Source organism: Bradyrhizobium sp. RT6a, from assembly GCF_040547675.1.
GTDB lineage: Bacteria > Pseudomonadota > Alphaproteobacteria > Rhizobiales > Xanthobacteraceae > Bradyrhizobium.
The window spans coordinates 206,114-220,758 of record NZ_JBEPQC010000008.1 but is presented as its reverse complement, the minus strand read 5'-3'; the positions used below and the strand labels follow the sequence as shown (position 1 = coordinate 220,758).

13 protein-coding genes are annotated in these 14,645 nt (G+C 65.0%); 2 read left to right on the top strand and 11 right to left on the bottom strand.

Annotated features, from left to right (window positions below; genetic code table 11):
* Nucleotides 1–223 precede the first annotated feature (223 nt).
* The gene (locus ABIC03_RS31920; protein ID WP_275168419.1) at nt 224–1,519 is read left to right on the top strand and encodes a hemolysin family protein; all 1,296 of its coding nucleotides are present in this window, start codon (nt 224–226) and stop codon (nt 1,517–1,519) included.
* 28 nt (nt 1,520–1,547) lie between these two features.
* Here ABIC03_RS31920 and ABIC03_RS31915 read toward each other — a convergent pair whose 3' ends face one another.
* The 3 genes from ABIC03_RS31915 to ABIC03_RS31905 all read right to left on the bottom strand — a co-directional run bounded on the left by ABIC03_RS31915 (nt 1,548) and on the right by ABIC03_RS31905 (nt 4,593).
* Nucleotides 1,548–1,790, bottom strand: a complete 243-nt coding sequence (locus ABIC03_RS31915) for a PilZ domain-containing protein (protein ID WP_027565868.1) — start codon at nt 1,788–1,790, stop codon at nt 1,548–1,550.
* A gap of 97 nt (nt 1,791–1,887) precedes the next feature.
* Nucleotides 1,888–3,597 carry an FMN-binding glutamate synthase family protein gene (locus ABIC03_RS31910; RefSeq protein ID WP_354064007.1) on the bottom strand — a complete coding sequence of 570 codons (1,710 nt, stop codon included), beginning with the start codon at nt 3,595–3,597 and terminating at the stop codon, nt 1,888–1,890.
* A 222-nt stretch (nt 3,598–3,819) separates the two neighbouring features.
* Nucleotides 3,820–4,593 carry a ferredoxin--NADP reductase gene (locus ABIC03_RS31905; protein WP_354064005.1) on the bottom strand — a complete coding sequence of 258 codons (774 nt, stop codon included), beginning with the start codon at nt 4,591–4,593 and terminating at the stop codon, nt 3,820–3,822.
* Nucleotides 4,594–4,993: 400 nt separating this feature from the next.
* Here ABIC03_RS31905 and ABIC03_RS31900 point away from each other — a divergent pair, with 400 nt between their 5' ends.
* The gene (locus tag ABIC03_RS31900) at nt 4,994–5,797 is read left to right on the top strand and encodes an ATP-grasp domain-containing protein (protein WP_354064003.1); all 804 of its coding nucleotides are present in this window, start codon (nt 4,994–4,996) and stop codon (nt 5,795–5,797) included.
* Between the two features lie 21 nt (nt 5,798–5,818).
* On the opposite strand, the gene ABIC03_RS31895 is transcribed toward ABIC03_RS31900, so the two are convergent.
* The 8 genes from ABIC03_RS31895 to ABIC03_RS31860 all read right to left on the bottom strand — a co-directional run bounded on the left by ABIC03_RS31895 (nt 5,819) and on the right by ABIC03_RS31860 (nt 14,553).
* Complete coding sequence (locus ABIC03_RS31895; RefSeq protein WP_354064001.1) at nt 5,819–6,667, bottom strand: amidohydrolase family protein; 849 nt, start codon at nt 6,665–6,667, stop codon at nt 5,819–5,821.
* Nucleotides 6,668–6,670: 3 nt separating this feature from the next.
* The gene (locus tag ABIC03_RS31890; RefSeq protein ID WP_354063999.1) at nt 6,671–7,648 is read right to left on the bottom strand and encodes an aldo/keto reductase; all 978 of its coding nucleotides are present in this window, start codon (nt 7,646–7,648) and stop codon (nt 6,671–6,673) included.
* Between the two features lie 103 nt (nt 7,649–7,751).
* A complete protein-coding gene (locus tag ABIC03_RS31885; protein WP_275168425.1) occupies nt 7,752–8,684 on the bottom strand; it encodes a sugar-binding protein in 933 nt (310 codons plus the stop codon).
* 94 nt (nt 8,685–8,778) lie between these two features.
* On the bottom strand, nt 8,779–9,861 hold the full coding sequence (locus ABIC03_RS31880; RefSeq protein ID WP_354063996.1) for an ABC transporter permease: 1,083 nt from the start codon (nt 9,859–9,861) through the stop codon (nt 8,779–8,781).
* Nucleotides 9,861–10,619 (bottom strand): ATP-binding cassette domain-containing protein, encoded by a 759-nt coding sequence (locus ABIC03_RS31875; protein ID WP_007597833.1) that lies wholly within the window; start codon nt 10,617–10,619, stop codon nt 9,861–9,863. Before ABIC03_RS31875 ends, ABIC03_RS31880 begins: the two co-directional genes overlap by 1 nt.
* A gap of 12 nt (nt 10,620–10,631) precedes the next feature.
* Complete coding sequence (gene xylA, locus ABIC03_RS31870; protein WP_354063994.1) at nt 10,632–11,954, bottom strand: xylose isomerase; 1,323 nt, start codon at nt 11,952–11,954, stop codon at nt 10,632–10,634.
* Nucleotides 11,955–13,412: a xylulokinase gene (gene xylB, locus ABIC03_RS31865; RefSeq protein WP_354063992.1), complete on the bottom strand. Its 1,458-nt coding sequence runs from the start codon at nt 13,410–13,412 to the stop codon at nt 11,955–11,957.
* Nucleotides 13,413–13,494: 82 nt separating this feature from the next.
* Nucleotides 13,495–14,553, bottom strand: a complete 1,059-nt coding sequence (locus ABIC03_RS31860; protein ID WP_354063990.1) for a LacI family DNA-binding transcriptional regulator — start codon at nt 14,551–14,553, stop codon at nt 13,495–13,497.
* Between the last annotated feature and the right edge of the window lie 92 nt (nt 14,554–14,645).

The window sequence follows — 14,645 nt, the reverse complement described above, 5'->3', positions numbered from 1 at the left end:
CTGCAAATGTCGAGAACCTAGCTGGTTGCCGCTAAGAGCCCATTAAGCAACCGCATGCCCGTAGTTCCGCGGGGTATTTGAGCTTCGGAGCACCTTTCGGGACGGCGTCGCCGAGGTTCCCTCGCGGTGCCGGATGCGACAGAATCATCGGCATTTCTTCCTCGAATACCTATATCAATGCCTGTGCCGCCATCCGGCCACACTCCCTTACCTCGGAACGTCAATGCTCTCCGCCGAACTCGCCATCGTCGTCGTCCTGATCGTCATCAACGGCTTGCTGTCCATGTCCGAGCTGGCCGTGGTCTCGTCACGTCCGGCCCGGCTGTCGATGCTCGCCGCCAAGGGCGTCCGCGGCGCCGAGCGGGCGCTGACGCTCGCGGCCGATCCCGGCAAATTCCTCTCGACGGTGCAGATCGGGATCACGCTGGTCGGCGTCCTCTCCGGCGCGTTCTCGGGCGCGACGCTCGGACAGCGGCTGACGCAATGGCTGCTTGAGCTCGGCCTGTCTGCAGGAATTGCCGACATCGTCGGCGTGGGCCTGGTTGTCACGCTCATCACCTACGCCACCCTGATCGTCGGCGAGCTGGTGCCGAAGCAGGTGGCGCTGCGCGACCCCGAGAGCATCGCGGTCAGGGTTGCACCCGCGATGCACGTGCTTGCGAAGGTCTCGCTGCCGCTGGTCTTCCTGCTCGATCTCTCCGGCAAGCTGATCCTCACGTTGCTCGGCCATGGCGGCAAGTCCGAAGAGAAGGTGTCGGAAGACGAGATCCATCATCTCGTCAGCGAAGCCGAAAGCGCGGGCGTGCTCGAGTCAGGTGAGAAGGAGATGATCGCGGGCGTGATGCGGCTCGGCGACCGGCCGGTCGGCGCGATCATGACGCCGCGCACGGAGGTCAACGAGATCGACCTGAACGATACGCCGGAGAGCATTCAAGCAACCATCGCCAAGAGTCCGCATTCACGCTTTCCGGTGTCCGACGGCGACCGCGACAAGCCGATTGGCGTGCTCCAGGCCAAGGACCTGCTGGTCGCCTTCATGAACGAGCGCACGCCGGATTTGCGCGTGCTGGTTCGCGAGGCGCCTGGCATTCCCGCCTCAGCCGATGCCCGGGACGTATTGGCGATCCTCAAGGCTGCGCCGGTGCATGTCGGCCTCGTCTACGACGAATACGGCGCCTTCGAAGGCATCGTGACGACGGCTGACATTCTGGAATCGATCGTCGGCGCCTTCCATTCCGAGGAAGGCCCGCCGGAACCGGCCTACGTCAAGCGCGCGGACGATTCGCTGCTGGTCTCAGGCTGGATGCCGGTCGACGAATTCGGCGAGCTGCTCGGCATCGAACTGCCGCCGCACCGCTACAACACGGTCGCCGGCCTCGTGCTGCAACAGTTCAACGTGCTGCCCGGTGTCGGCGACGCCTTCGACTTCGGCGGCTGGCACATCGAGGTGGTCGACCTCGACGGGCGGAGGATCGACAAGATTCTCGCGAGCCGGCGGAGCGAAGTAGAGACGGGTTGAGCGAGCGGCGACGTGTTGCGCTAGACCTTCACCCGAACCTCACCCCAATCCGCTTTTCCTTGCGCCATATCACGGTGCAGGCGAGATGCTTTCCGTCGGCCTGGACGAACAGGCTGAAATGGTCGGGAATGCCGACGGGACTGCTGACGTCGAGCGCGGCGCCGGTATCGGACAGGTTGCGGATGGTGCAGTCGATCGCGCCGCCGCCGCCGAACTCGATCGTTCCGGCCTTCAGCACGCGATGCCTTGCCTTGTCGCGCCGCTCGTCCATGGGGACAATCTACACCCAAAGTTGAACCAAGCGTTAAACGCAGCCCGCGTCGCGATGCCTTTACGCGCGGCCTGCGGCCTTGCAAGTGGACCGGCGCCTACAGCGCCGGCTGGAACGTTTCCGTCCGCGCCATCCGCCAGGCATCGCGGAAGCGCGGGTCTTCGGTGCCTTCGAGCAGCTCGCCCGGACGCAGCGACGGATAGAGCTGCGCGAAAGATTTCACGTCCGTCGTCGAGGTGCGTTGCGAGAAGTGGATCGGGCGCAGCTGCTGCGGATGTTCGAGACCGGCCGCGGCGATCAGCTCGGTCAGCGAGTGCAGCGTGGCAAGGTGATAATTGTGCACGCGGTCGATCTTGAGCGGTACGTAAAGCGCGCGCGCCCGCGTCGGGTCCTGGGTCGCGACGCCGGTCGGGCAGCGGTCGGTGTGGCAGCTCAGCGACTGGATACAGCCGAGCGAGAACATGAAGCCGCGTGCCGAATTGCAGTAGTCCGCGCCGATCGACATGGCGCGTGCCATGTCGAACGCGGTCGCGATCTTGCCGGAGGCGCCGATCTTGATGCGATCGCGCGCGTTGATGCCGATCAGCGCGTTGTGGACGAAACTGACGCCCTCCCGCATCGGCATGCCCAGATGGTCCATGAACTCCAACGGCGCGGCGCCGGTGCCGCCCTCGTTGCCGTCGACGACGATGAAGTCGGGATAGATGCCGGTCTCGATCATCGCCTTGCAGATCGCCAAAAATTCCCAGGGATGGCCGATGCACAGCTTGAAGCCGGTCGGCTTGCCGCCGGAGAGCTTTCGCATCTCGCCGATGAACTGCATCATGCCAACAGGCGTCGAGAAGGCGCGATGCGAGGCCGGCGAGATGCAATCCTCGCCCATGGCGACCCCGCGGATCTTGGAAATCTCCTCCGAGACTTTTGCCGCCGGCAGCACGCCGCCATGACCGGGCTTGGCGCCCTGACTGATCTTGAGCTCGACCATCTTGATCTGGTCCTGGCTCGCGACGCGCGCGAAGGCTTCGGGATCGAAGGCGCCGTCGAGATGACGGCAGCCGAAATAGCCCGAGCCGATCTCCCAGATGATGTCGCCACCCATCTCCGCGTGATAGGGGCTGAAGCCGCCCTCGCCGGTGTCGTGCGCGAAGCCGCCCTTCTTGGCGCCGGCATTCAGCGCGCGCACGGCGTTCGGGCTGAGCGCGCCAAAACTCATCGCGGAAATGTTGAACACCGAAGCCGAATACGGCTTGGCGCAATCGGGGCCGCCGATGGTGACGCGGAATTTCTCCTCGGCGTGCGTCTTCGGCGAGACCGAGTGATGCATCCACTCATAACCCTGGCGGTAGACGTCCTCCTGGGTGCCGAACGGACGCTTGTCGAGCTGCATCTTGGCGCGCTGATAGACCACCGCACGGATGTCGCGCGAGAACGGCATGCCGTCCTTCTCGCTCTCGAAGAAGTACTGCCGCATCTCCGGGCGAATCTCTTCGAGCAAAAAACGGATATGCGCCGAGATCGGGTAGTTGCGCAGAACGGCGTGGCCCTTCTGCATGAGGTCGCGGACGCCCAGCAGCGTCAACGCGCCGAAGATCAGGATCGGGATCAGCAGGATGTCGAAGATCTTGCGGTCGGCGATGCCGATGCCGATCAGCAGCGCGGTGACAACCGCGCAGATCGTCAGGACGATGAACCGTGGGGAGAATGGCAGCAGCAGGGTTTCCATGATCCCCTCTTCCGCCAGCGGCAGTCGTTTGGGCGAAACGTTGGGCGATTCCTGCGTCTTATGCTCGTCGGCCACGATTCCCATCCTCTCGCCAGCATGAGGCGGTACGATACGCCCGCGCCTGTCATACGGATATGACGCGGCGGTTGTTTCACGCTAGCGAATTCGGCGGGGATAAATCAATCAGCCCGATGGGCGGGCTTTTGCAGTGCAGCAGAGGCTGGGCCGACGACCACACTCACCGCGGTCATCCCGGCCCCCGTGCGCAATTGCGCACTAGGCCGGAACGACCAGAGAACGCGGCGATTACCGCTCGACGAACGCCTTTTCGATCACGAAATGGCCGGGCTTGTTGCCGGAGCCCTCGACGAAGTCGCGGCCTTCGAACATCAGTTTCAGCTCTTCGAGCATCCCCGGGCTGCCGCACATCATGATGCGGTCGGTCGCGATGTCGAGTGGACCCTGGCCGATGTCGTTGAAGATCTGCTCGGAGCTGATGAGGTCGGTGATGCGGCCGCGGTTCTTGAACGGCTCGCGGGTCACGGTCGGGTAGTAGATGAGCTTGTCCGCGAGCAACTCCCCGAACAGTTCGTCCTCGCGAAGACCGGCGACGAGCTTCTCGCCATAGGCGAGCTCGGAGACCTGACGGCAGCCATGCACCAGCACGATGCTGTCGAACTGGTCGTAGACCTCGGGGTCCTTGATCAGGCTGGCGAAGGGCGCCAGGCCCGTGCCGGTCGAGAGCAGCATCAGCCGCTTGCCGGGAATGAGATTGTCGGTGATCAGCGTGCCGGTCGCCTTGCGGCCGACCAGGATGGTGTCGCCTTCCTTGATCTTCTGGAGACGCGACGTCAGCGGGCCGTCCTGAACCTTGATCGAGAAGAACTCGAGCTCTTCCTCGTGATTGGCGCTCGCCATGCTGTAGGCGCGGAGCAGCGGGCGGCCCTCAACCTCAAGGCCGATCATCGCGAACTGGCCGTTCTGGAAGCGGAAGCCGGAATCGCGGGTGGCGCGAAAGCTGAACAGGGTGTCGGTCCAGTGCTGGACGGAAAGAACCTTCTCTCGGTAAAACGCGCTCATGATTTTCGATATTCCGAATAATTGCGGTTTTAGGGCAAAAGCGTTGCCCGGCCCCTGGAAGCGGAGCGGACACCATTGCCATGGCGGAGGATTTCGCGTGTGTGATCTACGCCATTGAGACCAATAATCAACCTCGTTCCGGATGCAATTGATGCCGGTCAAACCGGCATTTGCGGCGGAAATGGTCACATCATTAATGGATCTGCTGTCCGGCGCATGCGGAGGGCAATTTCTTTTCCCTCGGGAGTTCGAATACAGCACTTAATTTCCGTGGCGCTCGCGAGAATTTCATTAAGAATAGCTCTGATTTCTCGCCGGTCTGGCGCCGTTTCCCGCATTTTTGCGGCTTTTGGCGCCAAGATCAACCGGAACTGGCGACTGCGACTGGCGACTTAGACACATGGCGAGCGGCGAGCGGATCTTCGTCCAGGCGATCAAGCGCTATTGCGCGAAGCATGGCATCGCGCTCGATGTCCGCGCCGATGGCTGGCTGCTCGCGATGCGCCGGGGCGAGCAGCGCCTCTTCGCGTTCGGCTACGACGTCGGCCTCAACAGCGCCATCGCGCACCGCCTGGCCAACGACAAATCGGCCACCGCCGAGGTGCTCGCCCTCGAGGGCGTGCCCTGCATTCCCCATCGCCTGTTCCTCAATCCCAAGTTGGGCGAGAAGGTTGTCGGCGTCGCCTGGCGAGAGGCAATGCTGGCGCTGCTTCACGCCAATCCGCAAGGCGTGGTGGTGAAGCCGAACGAGGGGACATCGGGGCGATCCGTCTTCAGGGTAACGACGGAAACAGAGCTCGATCGTGCAGTTGGCGAAGCCTTTTCGATGAGCGCCGGACTCGTGATCTCGCCTTATGTCGTGATCGAGGACGAAGTTCGCGTGGTACTGCTCGATGATGTGCCACTCGTCGTCTACAGCAAGCAGCGTGGCTCGGATTGGCGGCACAATCTCGATGCGGGTGCAAAGCCCGTGCTGATACAGGACGGCGATCTTCACACAGCCTGCGCAAAGCTCGCCATCGACGCCGCCAATGCCGTCGGCATCACCTTCGCCTCGATCGACCTCGTGCACGTTGACGGCATCTGGCGCGTGCTCGAAATCAACTCCGGCGTGATGATGGAGACGCTGGCGAAGCTGCATCCGCAGCTGGTGCAGACGACGTACGACGCGGCGCTGGATCGGGTGTTTGGGGGAGAACACTGAGCGACACGTGCGCTGGCGGCTTCAACCAACCGCCAACCGATACGCAGCCTTCGCATTCACGCCGAACGCCTTGTCCCGCACCTGCGGCCCGAGCTTCATCAGGCAGGCCTCCAGCGCACTCTTGATCTCACCATAGCTCCCCGCGAGCAAACATACCGGCCAGTCCGAGCCGAAGATCAGGCGATCTTCGCCGAAGCATGTCGCGGCGTGCGCGACGAACGGAAACAGCCGTTCCGCATCCCAATCGCTCCAAACCGCTTCCGTCGCCAGCCCCGAGATCTTGCACCAGACATTGCCACTCGCCGCGAGTGCCGCGATGCCATTGGACCATTCAGTGCTTCCACCGTCGGCGATCGGCGGCTTGGCGGCGTGGTCAAGCACGAAGCGCGCCTGCGGGAAGGCTTGTGCTGTTGCGATCGCGGCCGGCAGCTCGCGGGTGCGGACCAGGAAATCGTAGGCGAGATCGTGGGCAAACACGGCCGTGAGGCCGCGCTGAACGTCCTCGCGCAACAACCAATCCGGGTCCGCCTCGTCATGGACCTGGTGGCGGATGCCGACCAGCTTGTCGCCGCCGGGCGAAGCACGCAACTGCTCCAGCGTTTCGCCAAGTGCAGCATCAGTCAGATCGACCCAGCCGACGACGCCGATCACCGAGGGCGTCGCATGCGCGATCCGCAAGAATTCCTCGGTCTCCGCGAGCTCCGAGCGGCACTGCACCACGATGCTCGCGTCGATGTCGTTCGCGCTCAAAAGCGGCGCGAGATCGGCCGGACCGAAGGCACGCCGGATCGGCGTGAGCTCGGGCGCGTCCATCCAGGGATAGTCGGCGCGCGCAGGATCCCAGAAATGCTGATGTCCGTCGACGATCATGCCTTACGCTCCGCCCGGTAATGGCGCGCGGGCGTCGACGAATTTTCGCGCACGCAGCTCCTGCCAGAACGCCGCGGGCACCGCCGTCTCCGACATCGCGATGTTATCGGCAACTTCCGCGGCGTTGCGCGCGCCCATCACCGCGACCGTGACTGCCGGGTGGGCCATGCAGAACTGCAGCGCGGCGGCCTTCAGCTCGGTGCCGTGCTTGCGGCAGAGCTCGTCGAGCGCGAGCGCGCGGGCGACGAGTGCCGCATCGGCGTCCTGATAGTTGAACTTCGCGCCCGTGTGCGGATTGGCCAGGATGCCGCTGTTGTAGATGCCGCCGAGCAGGATGCCGATGTTCTTGGAGGCGCAGACCGGGAACAGCGCATCCAGCGCGCCCTGGTCGAGCAGCGTGTAGCGGCCGGCGAGCAGGAAGCAGTCGACCGGAACGGCCTCTGCAAACCGGACCAGCATTTCTGACTGGTTCATGCCGGCACCGATCGCCTTGACGGTGCCCTCAGTGCGCAGGCGCTGGAGCGCACGGAAGGCGCCGGCGACGGCGTCGTCGTAATGATCGTCGGGATCATGCACGAGCAGGACATCGACGCGGTCGAGCCCAAGCCGCGCCAGACTTTCCTCCACCGATCGCATCACGCCGTCATAACTGAAATCGAACACCGGCCGCTCGCGCGACGTACCCTTGTAATGCTCGTCCTCCACGGCAGTGCCATCGGGCGCGCGCAGCAGACGGCCGACCTTGGTCGAGATGGCATAGGAGTCACGGGGCTGTCGCCGCAGGAATGCGCCAAGGCGTCGCTCCGCGAGACCAAAGCCGTAGAGCGGCGCGGTATCGAAGAAGCGGATTCCGAGCGACCAGGCGCGGGCGATGCTTGCTTCCGCATCGGCATCGCTGACTGGGGTGAACAAGCCGCCGAGCGGGGCGGAACCGAGGCCAAGTGAGGTGACATCGAGAGAGCCGAGCCGCGACCTTTTCATTCCCATTGCCTCAACAGTCTTCCCAACAGCCAAAATCATCCCTCCCGCTTGCGAAAAGCGCAAGCGGGAGAGGCACGCGAGGAGCGCGGGGCTGGCGACGCTCCTACTTCAACATCTGCGCAACGTTGTCCTTGGTCACGAGGTCGAGGCCGGTATAAACGATCTCCGGCACCTTCTCGCCTTTCTTGATGGCGAGCAGCGTGTCCATCGCCTTCTCGCCCATCTCGAACGGACGCTGGCCGACCAGCGCATTGGCGTAGCCGTCGCGCAACAGCTCGAGCTGCATTTTCAGCGTATCGGCGACGACAAGCGTGAACTTGCCGGAATCGATATCCTTCTTGTACCTGGACGCGAAGGCCTTGAAGCCTTCGGGGGCGAACATCGGCCAGCCGCCGATGGGAACGATCGCGGCGAGATCGGGCGTCGCGGTGCGCATGTCCGTCATCTGTTGAACCGCCAGCGCGGGATCGTCGTTGCAGAACGTCGGAGAGCCCGCGACCTCGGTCCATTTCGAGCCCTTCAGCGCCTCGCGGACGCCGTCGACGCGTTCGGCGAGGTTCTTGGCGCCGGGACCGCCCGAGACCATGGCGTATTTGCCGCCGTCGGGCCGCAGCTTCAGGAGCTGCTTGCCGAGGGCGACGCCGAACTCCTTGTTGTTGGTGCCGATATAGGCGATGCGCTTGGCGCCGGGCGCATCGGCGTCGAAGGTGATGACGGGGATGCCGGCCGCGGTCGCCGCGTCGATCGACTTGGTCATGGCCGCGACGTCGGCAACCGAGATGGCGAGGCCGTCGACCTTCTGGGTGACGAAGTCCTGGATGATCTGGGCCTGCGTCGCCGGCTCGTGCTCGACCGGCCCCTTGTAGATGCACTCGATATTGCCGAGCTCCTTGGCACGCTTCAGGCAGCCATCTCGCGCGAAGTCGAAGAACGGATTGTTCATCGCCTTGGGCACGATCACGAACCGGTAGTTTGCGGCAAACGCCGGGGTAGCCATCATCGCGACGGCGATTCCGGCAAGAACAAATTTCCTCATCGTCTCCTCCACCCTTCTTTGGCGCCTGTCCTCTTGAGATCGTCCGGGAAGCGGACAGGCGGCATTTTCGTTGCCGTCCCGGAACGACGTCGTTTCAGATCATCCGCGAGCGGATGCGGTCGACCAATACGGCCAGGATGATGATCACGCCCACCAGCGTCTGCTGCCAGTAGGAGCTGACCTGGGCGAGCACGAGGCCGTTGCGGATCACCTCAAGCAGCACGCAGCCGACGATGGCGCCGAGCGGACCGCCGATGCCGCCGGCGAGATTGGCACCGCCGATGACGGCCGCAGCGATCACGTTGAGCTCGTAGGACGTCGCCATGTTGGCCGGCGCCGATCCGAGCCAGCCGGAGATGATGATGCCCTGGAGGCCTGCGGCGAGCGCGCAGATCACATAGACCTCGATCTTCACCCGCACGACCGGGATGCCGGTGAGTTCGGCCGCCTTCTCGTTGCCGCCGAGCGCGAACACGTGACGGCCGAACGAGCTGTGATGCAGCACCACGGCCATCGCCAGCGCGAGGACGATCAGATAAATGAACGGCACGGGCACGCCGAGCACGTCGCCCGAGGTAAGCGCGTAAAAATAACCGGCATCCGGCCCGCCCGGAAAGCTGCCGCGTCCGTTGGAGACGACATAGCCGAGCCCGCGCACGATCGAGAGCATGCCGAGCGTGGTGACGAACGGCGACAGGCCGAGCACCGCGATACAGAAGCCGTTGACGAGGCCGGCGAGCAGCGCGACGCCGAGGCCGGCGAGCAGCGAGACCAGCAGGATCAGGCCGGGGACATTGGCGAGCACGGTCTTGCCGTCGGCCGCCATGTGCACGAACAGGGAGCCCGCGGGCGAGCCGGGCGCCGACAGCTCGGTCATCACCATCGAGGTGACCATGGCGGAGAAGCACATCATGGAGCCTACGGACAGATCGATGCCGCCGGTGATGATCACGAAGGTGACGCCGAGGGTGGCAATGGCGATGAAGGAGAAATTCTTCGCCACATTCTGCATGTTGCCTTCGGTGAAGAAGTACGGGCTGGCGAAATGCATGACCACCAGCAGCACGGCGAGTGCGAGCAGGACATAGCCGGTCTGGGACGCGAAGATGCCGCGCTGCCACCATCTGATCTTGCCGACATTCGAGAAGGTGATCGGGGATTCCATGGGCATGGCCATCACGCCGCCTCCTTCGCGCCGGTGATCAGGGCGGTGACTTCCTCGGGGGAGGTCTGGTGGATGGGCTTGTCGGCCCGCTTTTCACCGCGGCGCATGACGATGACGCGATCGCACACCGCGAACACGTCGGGCATGCGGTGCGAGATCAGCATCACGGCAACGCCCTGCTCCTTCAGCCGGTGGATCAGGCCGAGCACCTGCTCGACCTGGCGGACCGAGATCGCGGCCGTGGGCTCGTCCATCATGACCAGCTTCGCGTTGGAGAGCCGCGTCCGCGCGATCGCAACCGCCTGGCGTTGGCCGCCCGACATCTGCTTGACGAGATCGTCGGGGCGCGTCTCCGAGCGCAGCTCGCCGAACAGCTCCAGCGCACGCGCCGCCATCGCCTTGTGGTCGAGCAACGCGAACGGCCCGATCCTGCGCTTCAGCTCGCGGCCTAGAAAGACGTTGGCCGCGGCGGTGAGATTGTCGGCGAGCGCAAGGTCCTGATAGACCACCTCGATGCCGACGCCGCGGGCATCGACGGGCCGGTTGAAATGAACCGCGCTGCCGGCGAAACGGATTTCGCCGTGGCTAGGGCGGAAATTGCCGGCGATGATCTTGACCAGCGTCGACTTGCCCGCGCCGTTGTCGCCCATCAAGCCGACGACCTCGCCGGGGAGGACCTGCATGTCGACATCATGCAGCGCGCGGATCGCGCCGAACTCCTTGCCGATGCCGGTCAGCTCGAGGACCGGTGTCGCTTGTGCATTTGTCATCAGCGGCCTTCCTCAGACGTAGCGGTTGACGAGGGATTCCAGATATTCTTGCCGGCCCGAGCGCGGCTGCGGGTCAAAGCCCGGGCCATGCGCGCGGTCGGCAAGTTCGGCGAGCGAGCGCTGGCCGCCGAGAATGGCGCGGCCCTCGGACCCAGCCCATCCCTCGTAGCGCTCCGCAAGCGGCGCAGTGAGCACGCCGGAATCGAGCATGTCCGCGGCGGCGAGCAACGCCCGCGCGCAGGCATCCATCGAGCCGACATGGGCATGGATCAGATCGTCGGGATCGATCGACTGGCGGCGGATTTTGGCGTCGAAATTCAGCCCTCCGGAGGTGAAGCCGCCGCGGTTCAGGAGCTCGTGGAACACCAAGGCGAGCTCAGGCACGTTCATCGCGAACTGGTCGGTGTCCCAGCCGAGCAGATCATCGCCGCGGTTGATGTCGAGCGAGCCGAAGACACCCAGCGCCTCCGCGAGCGCGACCTCGTGATGGAAGGAGTGGCCGGCGAGGATGGCGTGGTTCTGCTCGATGTTGAGCTTGACGTCCTTCAGCAGGTCGTAGCGCGCGAGGAAGCCGTAGCAGGTGGCGACGTCGAAATCATATTGATGCTTGGTCGGCTCCTTCGGCTTCGGCTCAATCAGGATCGGTCCCTTGAAGCCGATCTTGTGCTTGTGCTCGACGACCAGCGAGACGAAGCGGCCGAGCTGGTCGAGCTCGCGCTTGAGATCGGTGTTGAGCAGCGTCTCGTAGCCCTCGCGTCCGCCCCACAGCACGTAGTTCTGGCCACCGAGACGGTGCGTCACCTCCAGCGCGGCGCGGACCTGGCCGGCGGCATAGGTGAATATCTCGGGGTCCGGATTGGTGGCCGCGCCCGCCATGTAGCGGCGATGCGTGAACAGATTGGCGGTGCCCCAGAGCAGGCGCACCTTGCTGGAGGCCATCTTCGCTTCGAACAGATCGGCGATGGCATTGAGGTTGGCGATGGACTCACCAAGCGAGTTGCCTTCCGGCGCCGCATCGACGTCGTGGAAGGTGAAGAAGGGCACGTCGAGCAGGCGAAACAGCTCGAAGGCGACGTCGGCCTTGGCGCGCGCCTGCGCCATCGCATCGGCGCCGTGGTGCCAGGGCCTTAGGAACGTCTCGCCGCCAAAGGGATCGCCGCCGGGCCAGCACAACGAATGCCAATAGCAGACCGCAAAGCGCAGATGGTCTTCCATCCTGCGACCATGGACGAGACGGTCCTTATCGTACCAGCGGAAGGCGGGCGTGTTTCCCGCATCCTTGCCGGCGAAGGCGACAGGTACGCTTGTATCGAAGAATTTCGCTGACGCATTCACTTAGGCACACTCCTTCAACGCAGGATAAAGCTCGCGCCAGCGGCGATAGGCCTCGTCATAGGCCGCAGCGACGGATGGGCGAGGCATAAAACTCGCGAGCCGCCGCGGACGGGTGCAAACCGCCGCTGCGTCTTCTCCGGTGGCGGCGAGCCGTCCGAGCCTGGAGGCGCCGAGCGCCGCCCCGACCTCGCCCTCCTCGACGCGGTGGACGGGAATGCCGAGCACGTCGGCGCAGATCTGCGCCCACAGCGGTGAGCGCGAGCCGCCACCGACGAGATCGACCTCCGCAAGCGGCCCACTCGCCGCGCTCAGCGCCGCCAGATTGTCGCGCGCGGCGAAGGCGACGCCTTCGAGCACGGCCTGAACGATCTGGGAGCGCCCGGTCGCACCGCGCAGGCCGACGAAGGCACCGCTGGCGGCGGCATCGTTGTGCGGCGTGCGCTCGCCGTCGAGATAAGGCAGGAATTTGACCGGGCTCGGTCCATCGACGCGCTTGCCGAGCGGCGCCAGCAGCGCTGCGGCCGGAACCTCCATCACGCCCGCGAGCCAAGCCAGCGACGCCGCAGCCGACAGCATCACGCCCATCTGATGCCAGCGGCCGGGCAGCGCGTGACAGAATGCATGGACCGCCGAAGCCGGCGCCGGCGCGAACCGATCCGTGACGCGGAACACCACGCCGGATGTGCCAAGCGACAGGAAGGCATCGCCCGGCGCGATGGCGCCGAGCCCGATCGCGCTCGCGGCGTTGTCGCCGGCGCCGCCGGCGACCACGACATCCCTAGCCATGCCCCAGCGTTGCGCGTAGTCCGGCGCGAGCGTCGCGCTGACCTCGCTGCCCTCGACAAGGCGTGGCATGTGGTGGAGATCGAGCCCGGTGGCATGCAGCAGCAGGGCCGACCAGCGGCGCAGACCGACGTCGAGCCACAGCGTGCCGGCCGCGTCCGACATGTCCTCGATCATCTCGCCGGTCAGGCGATAGCGCACATAGGCCTTCGGCAGCAGCACTTTTGCGACGCGCGCGAAGATTTTGGGCTCGTGCCTGGCGACCCAGAGCAGCTTCGGCGCGGTGAAACCGGGCATCGCCAGATTGCCGGCGATCGTGTGCAGCGATGGGCAGCGCCGCTCCAGCGCGACGCATTCGGCATGCGAGCGACCGTCGTTCCAGAGGATCGCGGGACGCAGCGGACGTCCATCCTCGTCCAGCAGCGTCGCGCCATGCATCTGGCCGGATAGTCCGATGCCCCGCACCCGCGCGACCTCGCGCGGATGGCGGGCGGCAAGATCGTCAACCGCGCCGACCGCCGCATCGACCCAGCCATCGGGATCCTGCTCGGACCACAGCGGCGCGGGATGCGACAGCGCAAGCTCGCGCGCCGGTCCCGTCGCGACAACCGCGCCGGCTTCGCTCACGAGCACCGCTTTCACACCTGATGTGCCGATGTCGATACCGAGATACACGCCATCCTCCCTTTCGCCTGTTGCGGTGCGCGAACTCAAAGTCGCCTTATCCGCAACGGGTCGTTTCGAATTCCACCTGACGCTAAGGCAGATTGTCCCGCATCACGATGTCGATCCTGATCTTCTCCTGTTCGCGCAAGATCGGCTCACCACGGGCGAGCGCGAGCAGCACGCGCACGGCGGCGCGCGCTTCATGTCCGGGGTTCTGCGAGATCGCGGCATGCATCACGCCCTGCAGCAGCAGCCGGCGCGTCAGCGCGGTGACGTCGTGCCCGACGAACACCACCTGCCTGTCGCGGCCGGCATCGCTCAACGCCTTCTCGTTCAACGCGTTGGCGACGCCTTGCGTGCCGGCGCCGACATTGTAAAGACCCACTATGTCGGCATGCCGGCTCAACAGCCGCGCCAACAATTGTTCCGAACGCGCGTCCTCGTCGCGTCCTTCGAGCACCGGCAGCACGCCGAGGCCGGGGAATTCCGACGCCATCACCTGGTTGAAGCCAAAAATGCGCTCGGCATGGTCGCGCAGGCCCTGCGAGCCCGCGACGATCGCGACCTTGCCGGACTTTTGTCCGACCAGCCGCCCGACCAGCGCGCCGGCGGTGCGCCCCGCGGCAATGTTGTCGATGCCGACATAATGGTGCCGGCGCGACGACGGCACGTCCGAGACCAGCGTCACGACACTGGTGCCGGCATCGACGAGATCGTCGATCGCGGCGCGGACGCCGGGATGATCCAGCGCCACCACGGCGACGCCGTCGTAATCATCCGAGAGCCCTTCCAGGGAAGCGGCGAGCACGGACGGATCGAACACGTCGGTTGCGACCGTCTCGACGCCGAGGCGGCGGGACGACAGCCAGCCCGACATCTCGCCGAGATAATCCTGGATTTGCTGCATGAACGGGTTCGGCCCCGACGGCATCACGAAGGCGAAACGGCGGGCGCGGCCGCGGGCGAGCTCGGCGGCGGCCACATGCGGCTGGAACGAATTGCGCTCGATCGCCTCCTTGACGCGCCGGACCGTATCCGGCCGCACGCCCGGACGATTGTGCAGGACGCGGTCCACCGTCGCGAGGCTCACGCCGGCCTGGCGGGCGATGTCCTTCAGCGTCAGCGTGGTCGTGGTGAGCGTATCGGCCATAGCTGAAGGCTAGCAGAGGTGTTTTGAGGTACGCAACTCATTTTGAGGGGCGGCAAGCATTTTCCCGCCGCTGTGCCTAGGAACAGCCTCTT

Bases quoted from the DNA above. Each gene is read 5' to 3' on its own strand.
- ABIC03_RS31900 (WP_354064003.1), top strand. From the start codon at position 4,994: ATGGCGAGCGGCGAGCGGATCTTCGTCCAGGCGATCAAGCGCTATTGC.
- ABIC03_RS31860 (WP_354063990.1), bottom strand. From the start codon at position 14,553: ATGGCCGATACGCTCACCACGACCACGCTGACGCTGAAGGACATCGCC.
- ABIC03_RS31890 (WP_354063999.1), bottom strand. From the start codon at position 7,648: ATGAAAAGGTCGCGGCTCGGCTCTCTCGATGTCACCTCACTTGGCCTC.
- ABIC03_RS31915 (WP_027565868.1), bottom strand. From the start codon at position 1,790: ATGGACGAGCGGCGCGACAAGGCAAGGCATCGCGTGCTGAAGGCCGGA.
- ABIC03_RS31920 (WP_275168419.1), top strand. From the start codon at position 224: ATGCTCTCCGCCGAACTCGCCATCGTCGTCGTCCTGATCGTCATCAAC.
- ABIC03_RS31910 (WP_354064007.1), bottom strand. From the start codon at position 3,597: ATGGGAATCGTGGCCGACGAGCATAAGACGCAGGAATCGCCCAACGTT.
- ABIC03_RS31895 (WP_354064001.1), bottom strand. From the start codon at position 6,667: ATGATCGTCGACGGACATCAGCATTTCTGGGATCCTGCGCGCGCCGAC.
- ABIC03_RS31875 (WP_007597833.1), bottom strand. From the start codon at position 10,619: ATGACAAATGCACAAGCGACACCGGTCCTCGAGCTGACCGGCATCGGC.
- ABIC03_RS31880 (WP_354063996.1), bottom strand. From the start codon at position 9,861: ATGGCCATGCCCATGGAATCCCCGATCACCTTCTCGAATGTCGGCAAG.
- ABIC03_RS31905 (WP_354064005.1), bottom strand. From the start codon at position 4,593: ATGAGCGCGTTTTACCGAGAGAAGGTTCTTTCCGTCCAGCACTGGACC.
- ABIC03_RS31885 (WP_275168425.1), bottom strand. From the start codon at position 8,684: ATGAGGAAATTTGTTCTTGCCGGAATCGCCGTCGCGATGATGGCTACC.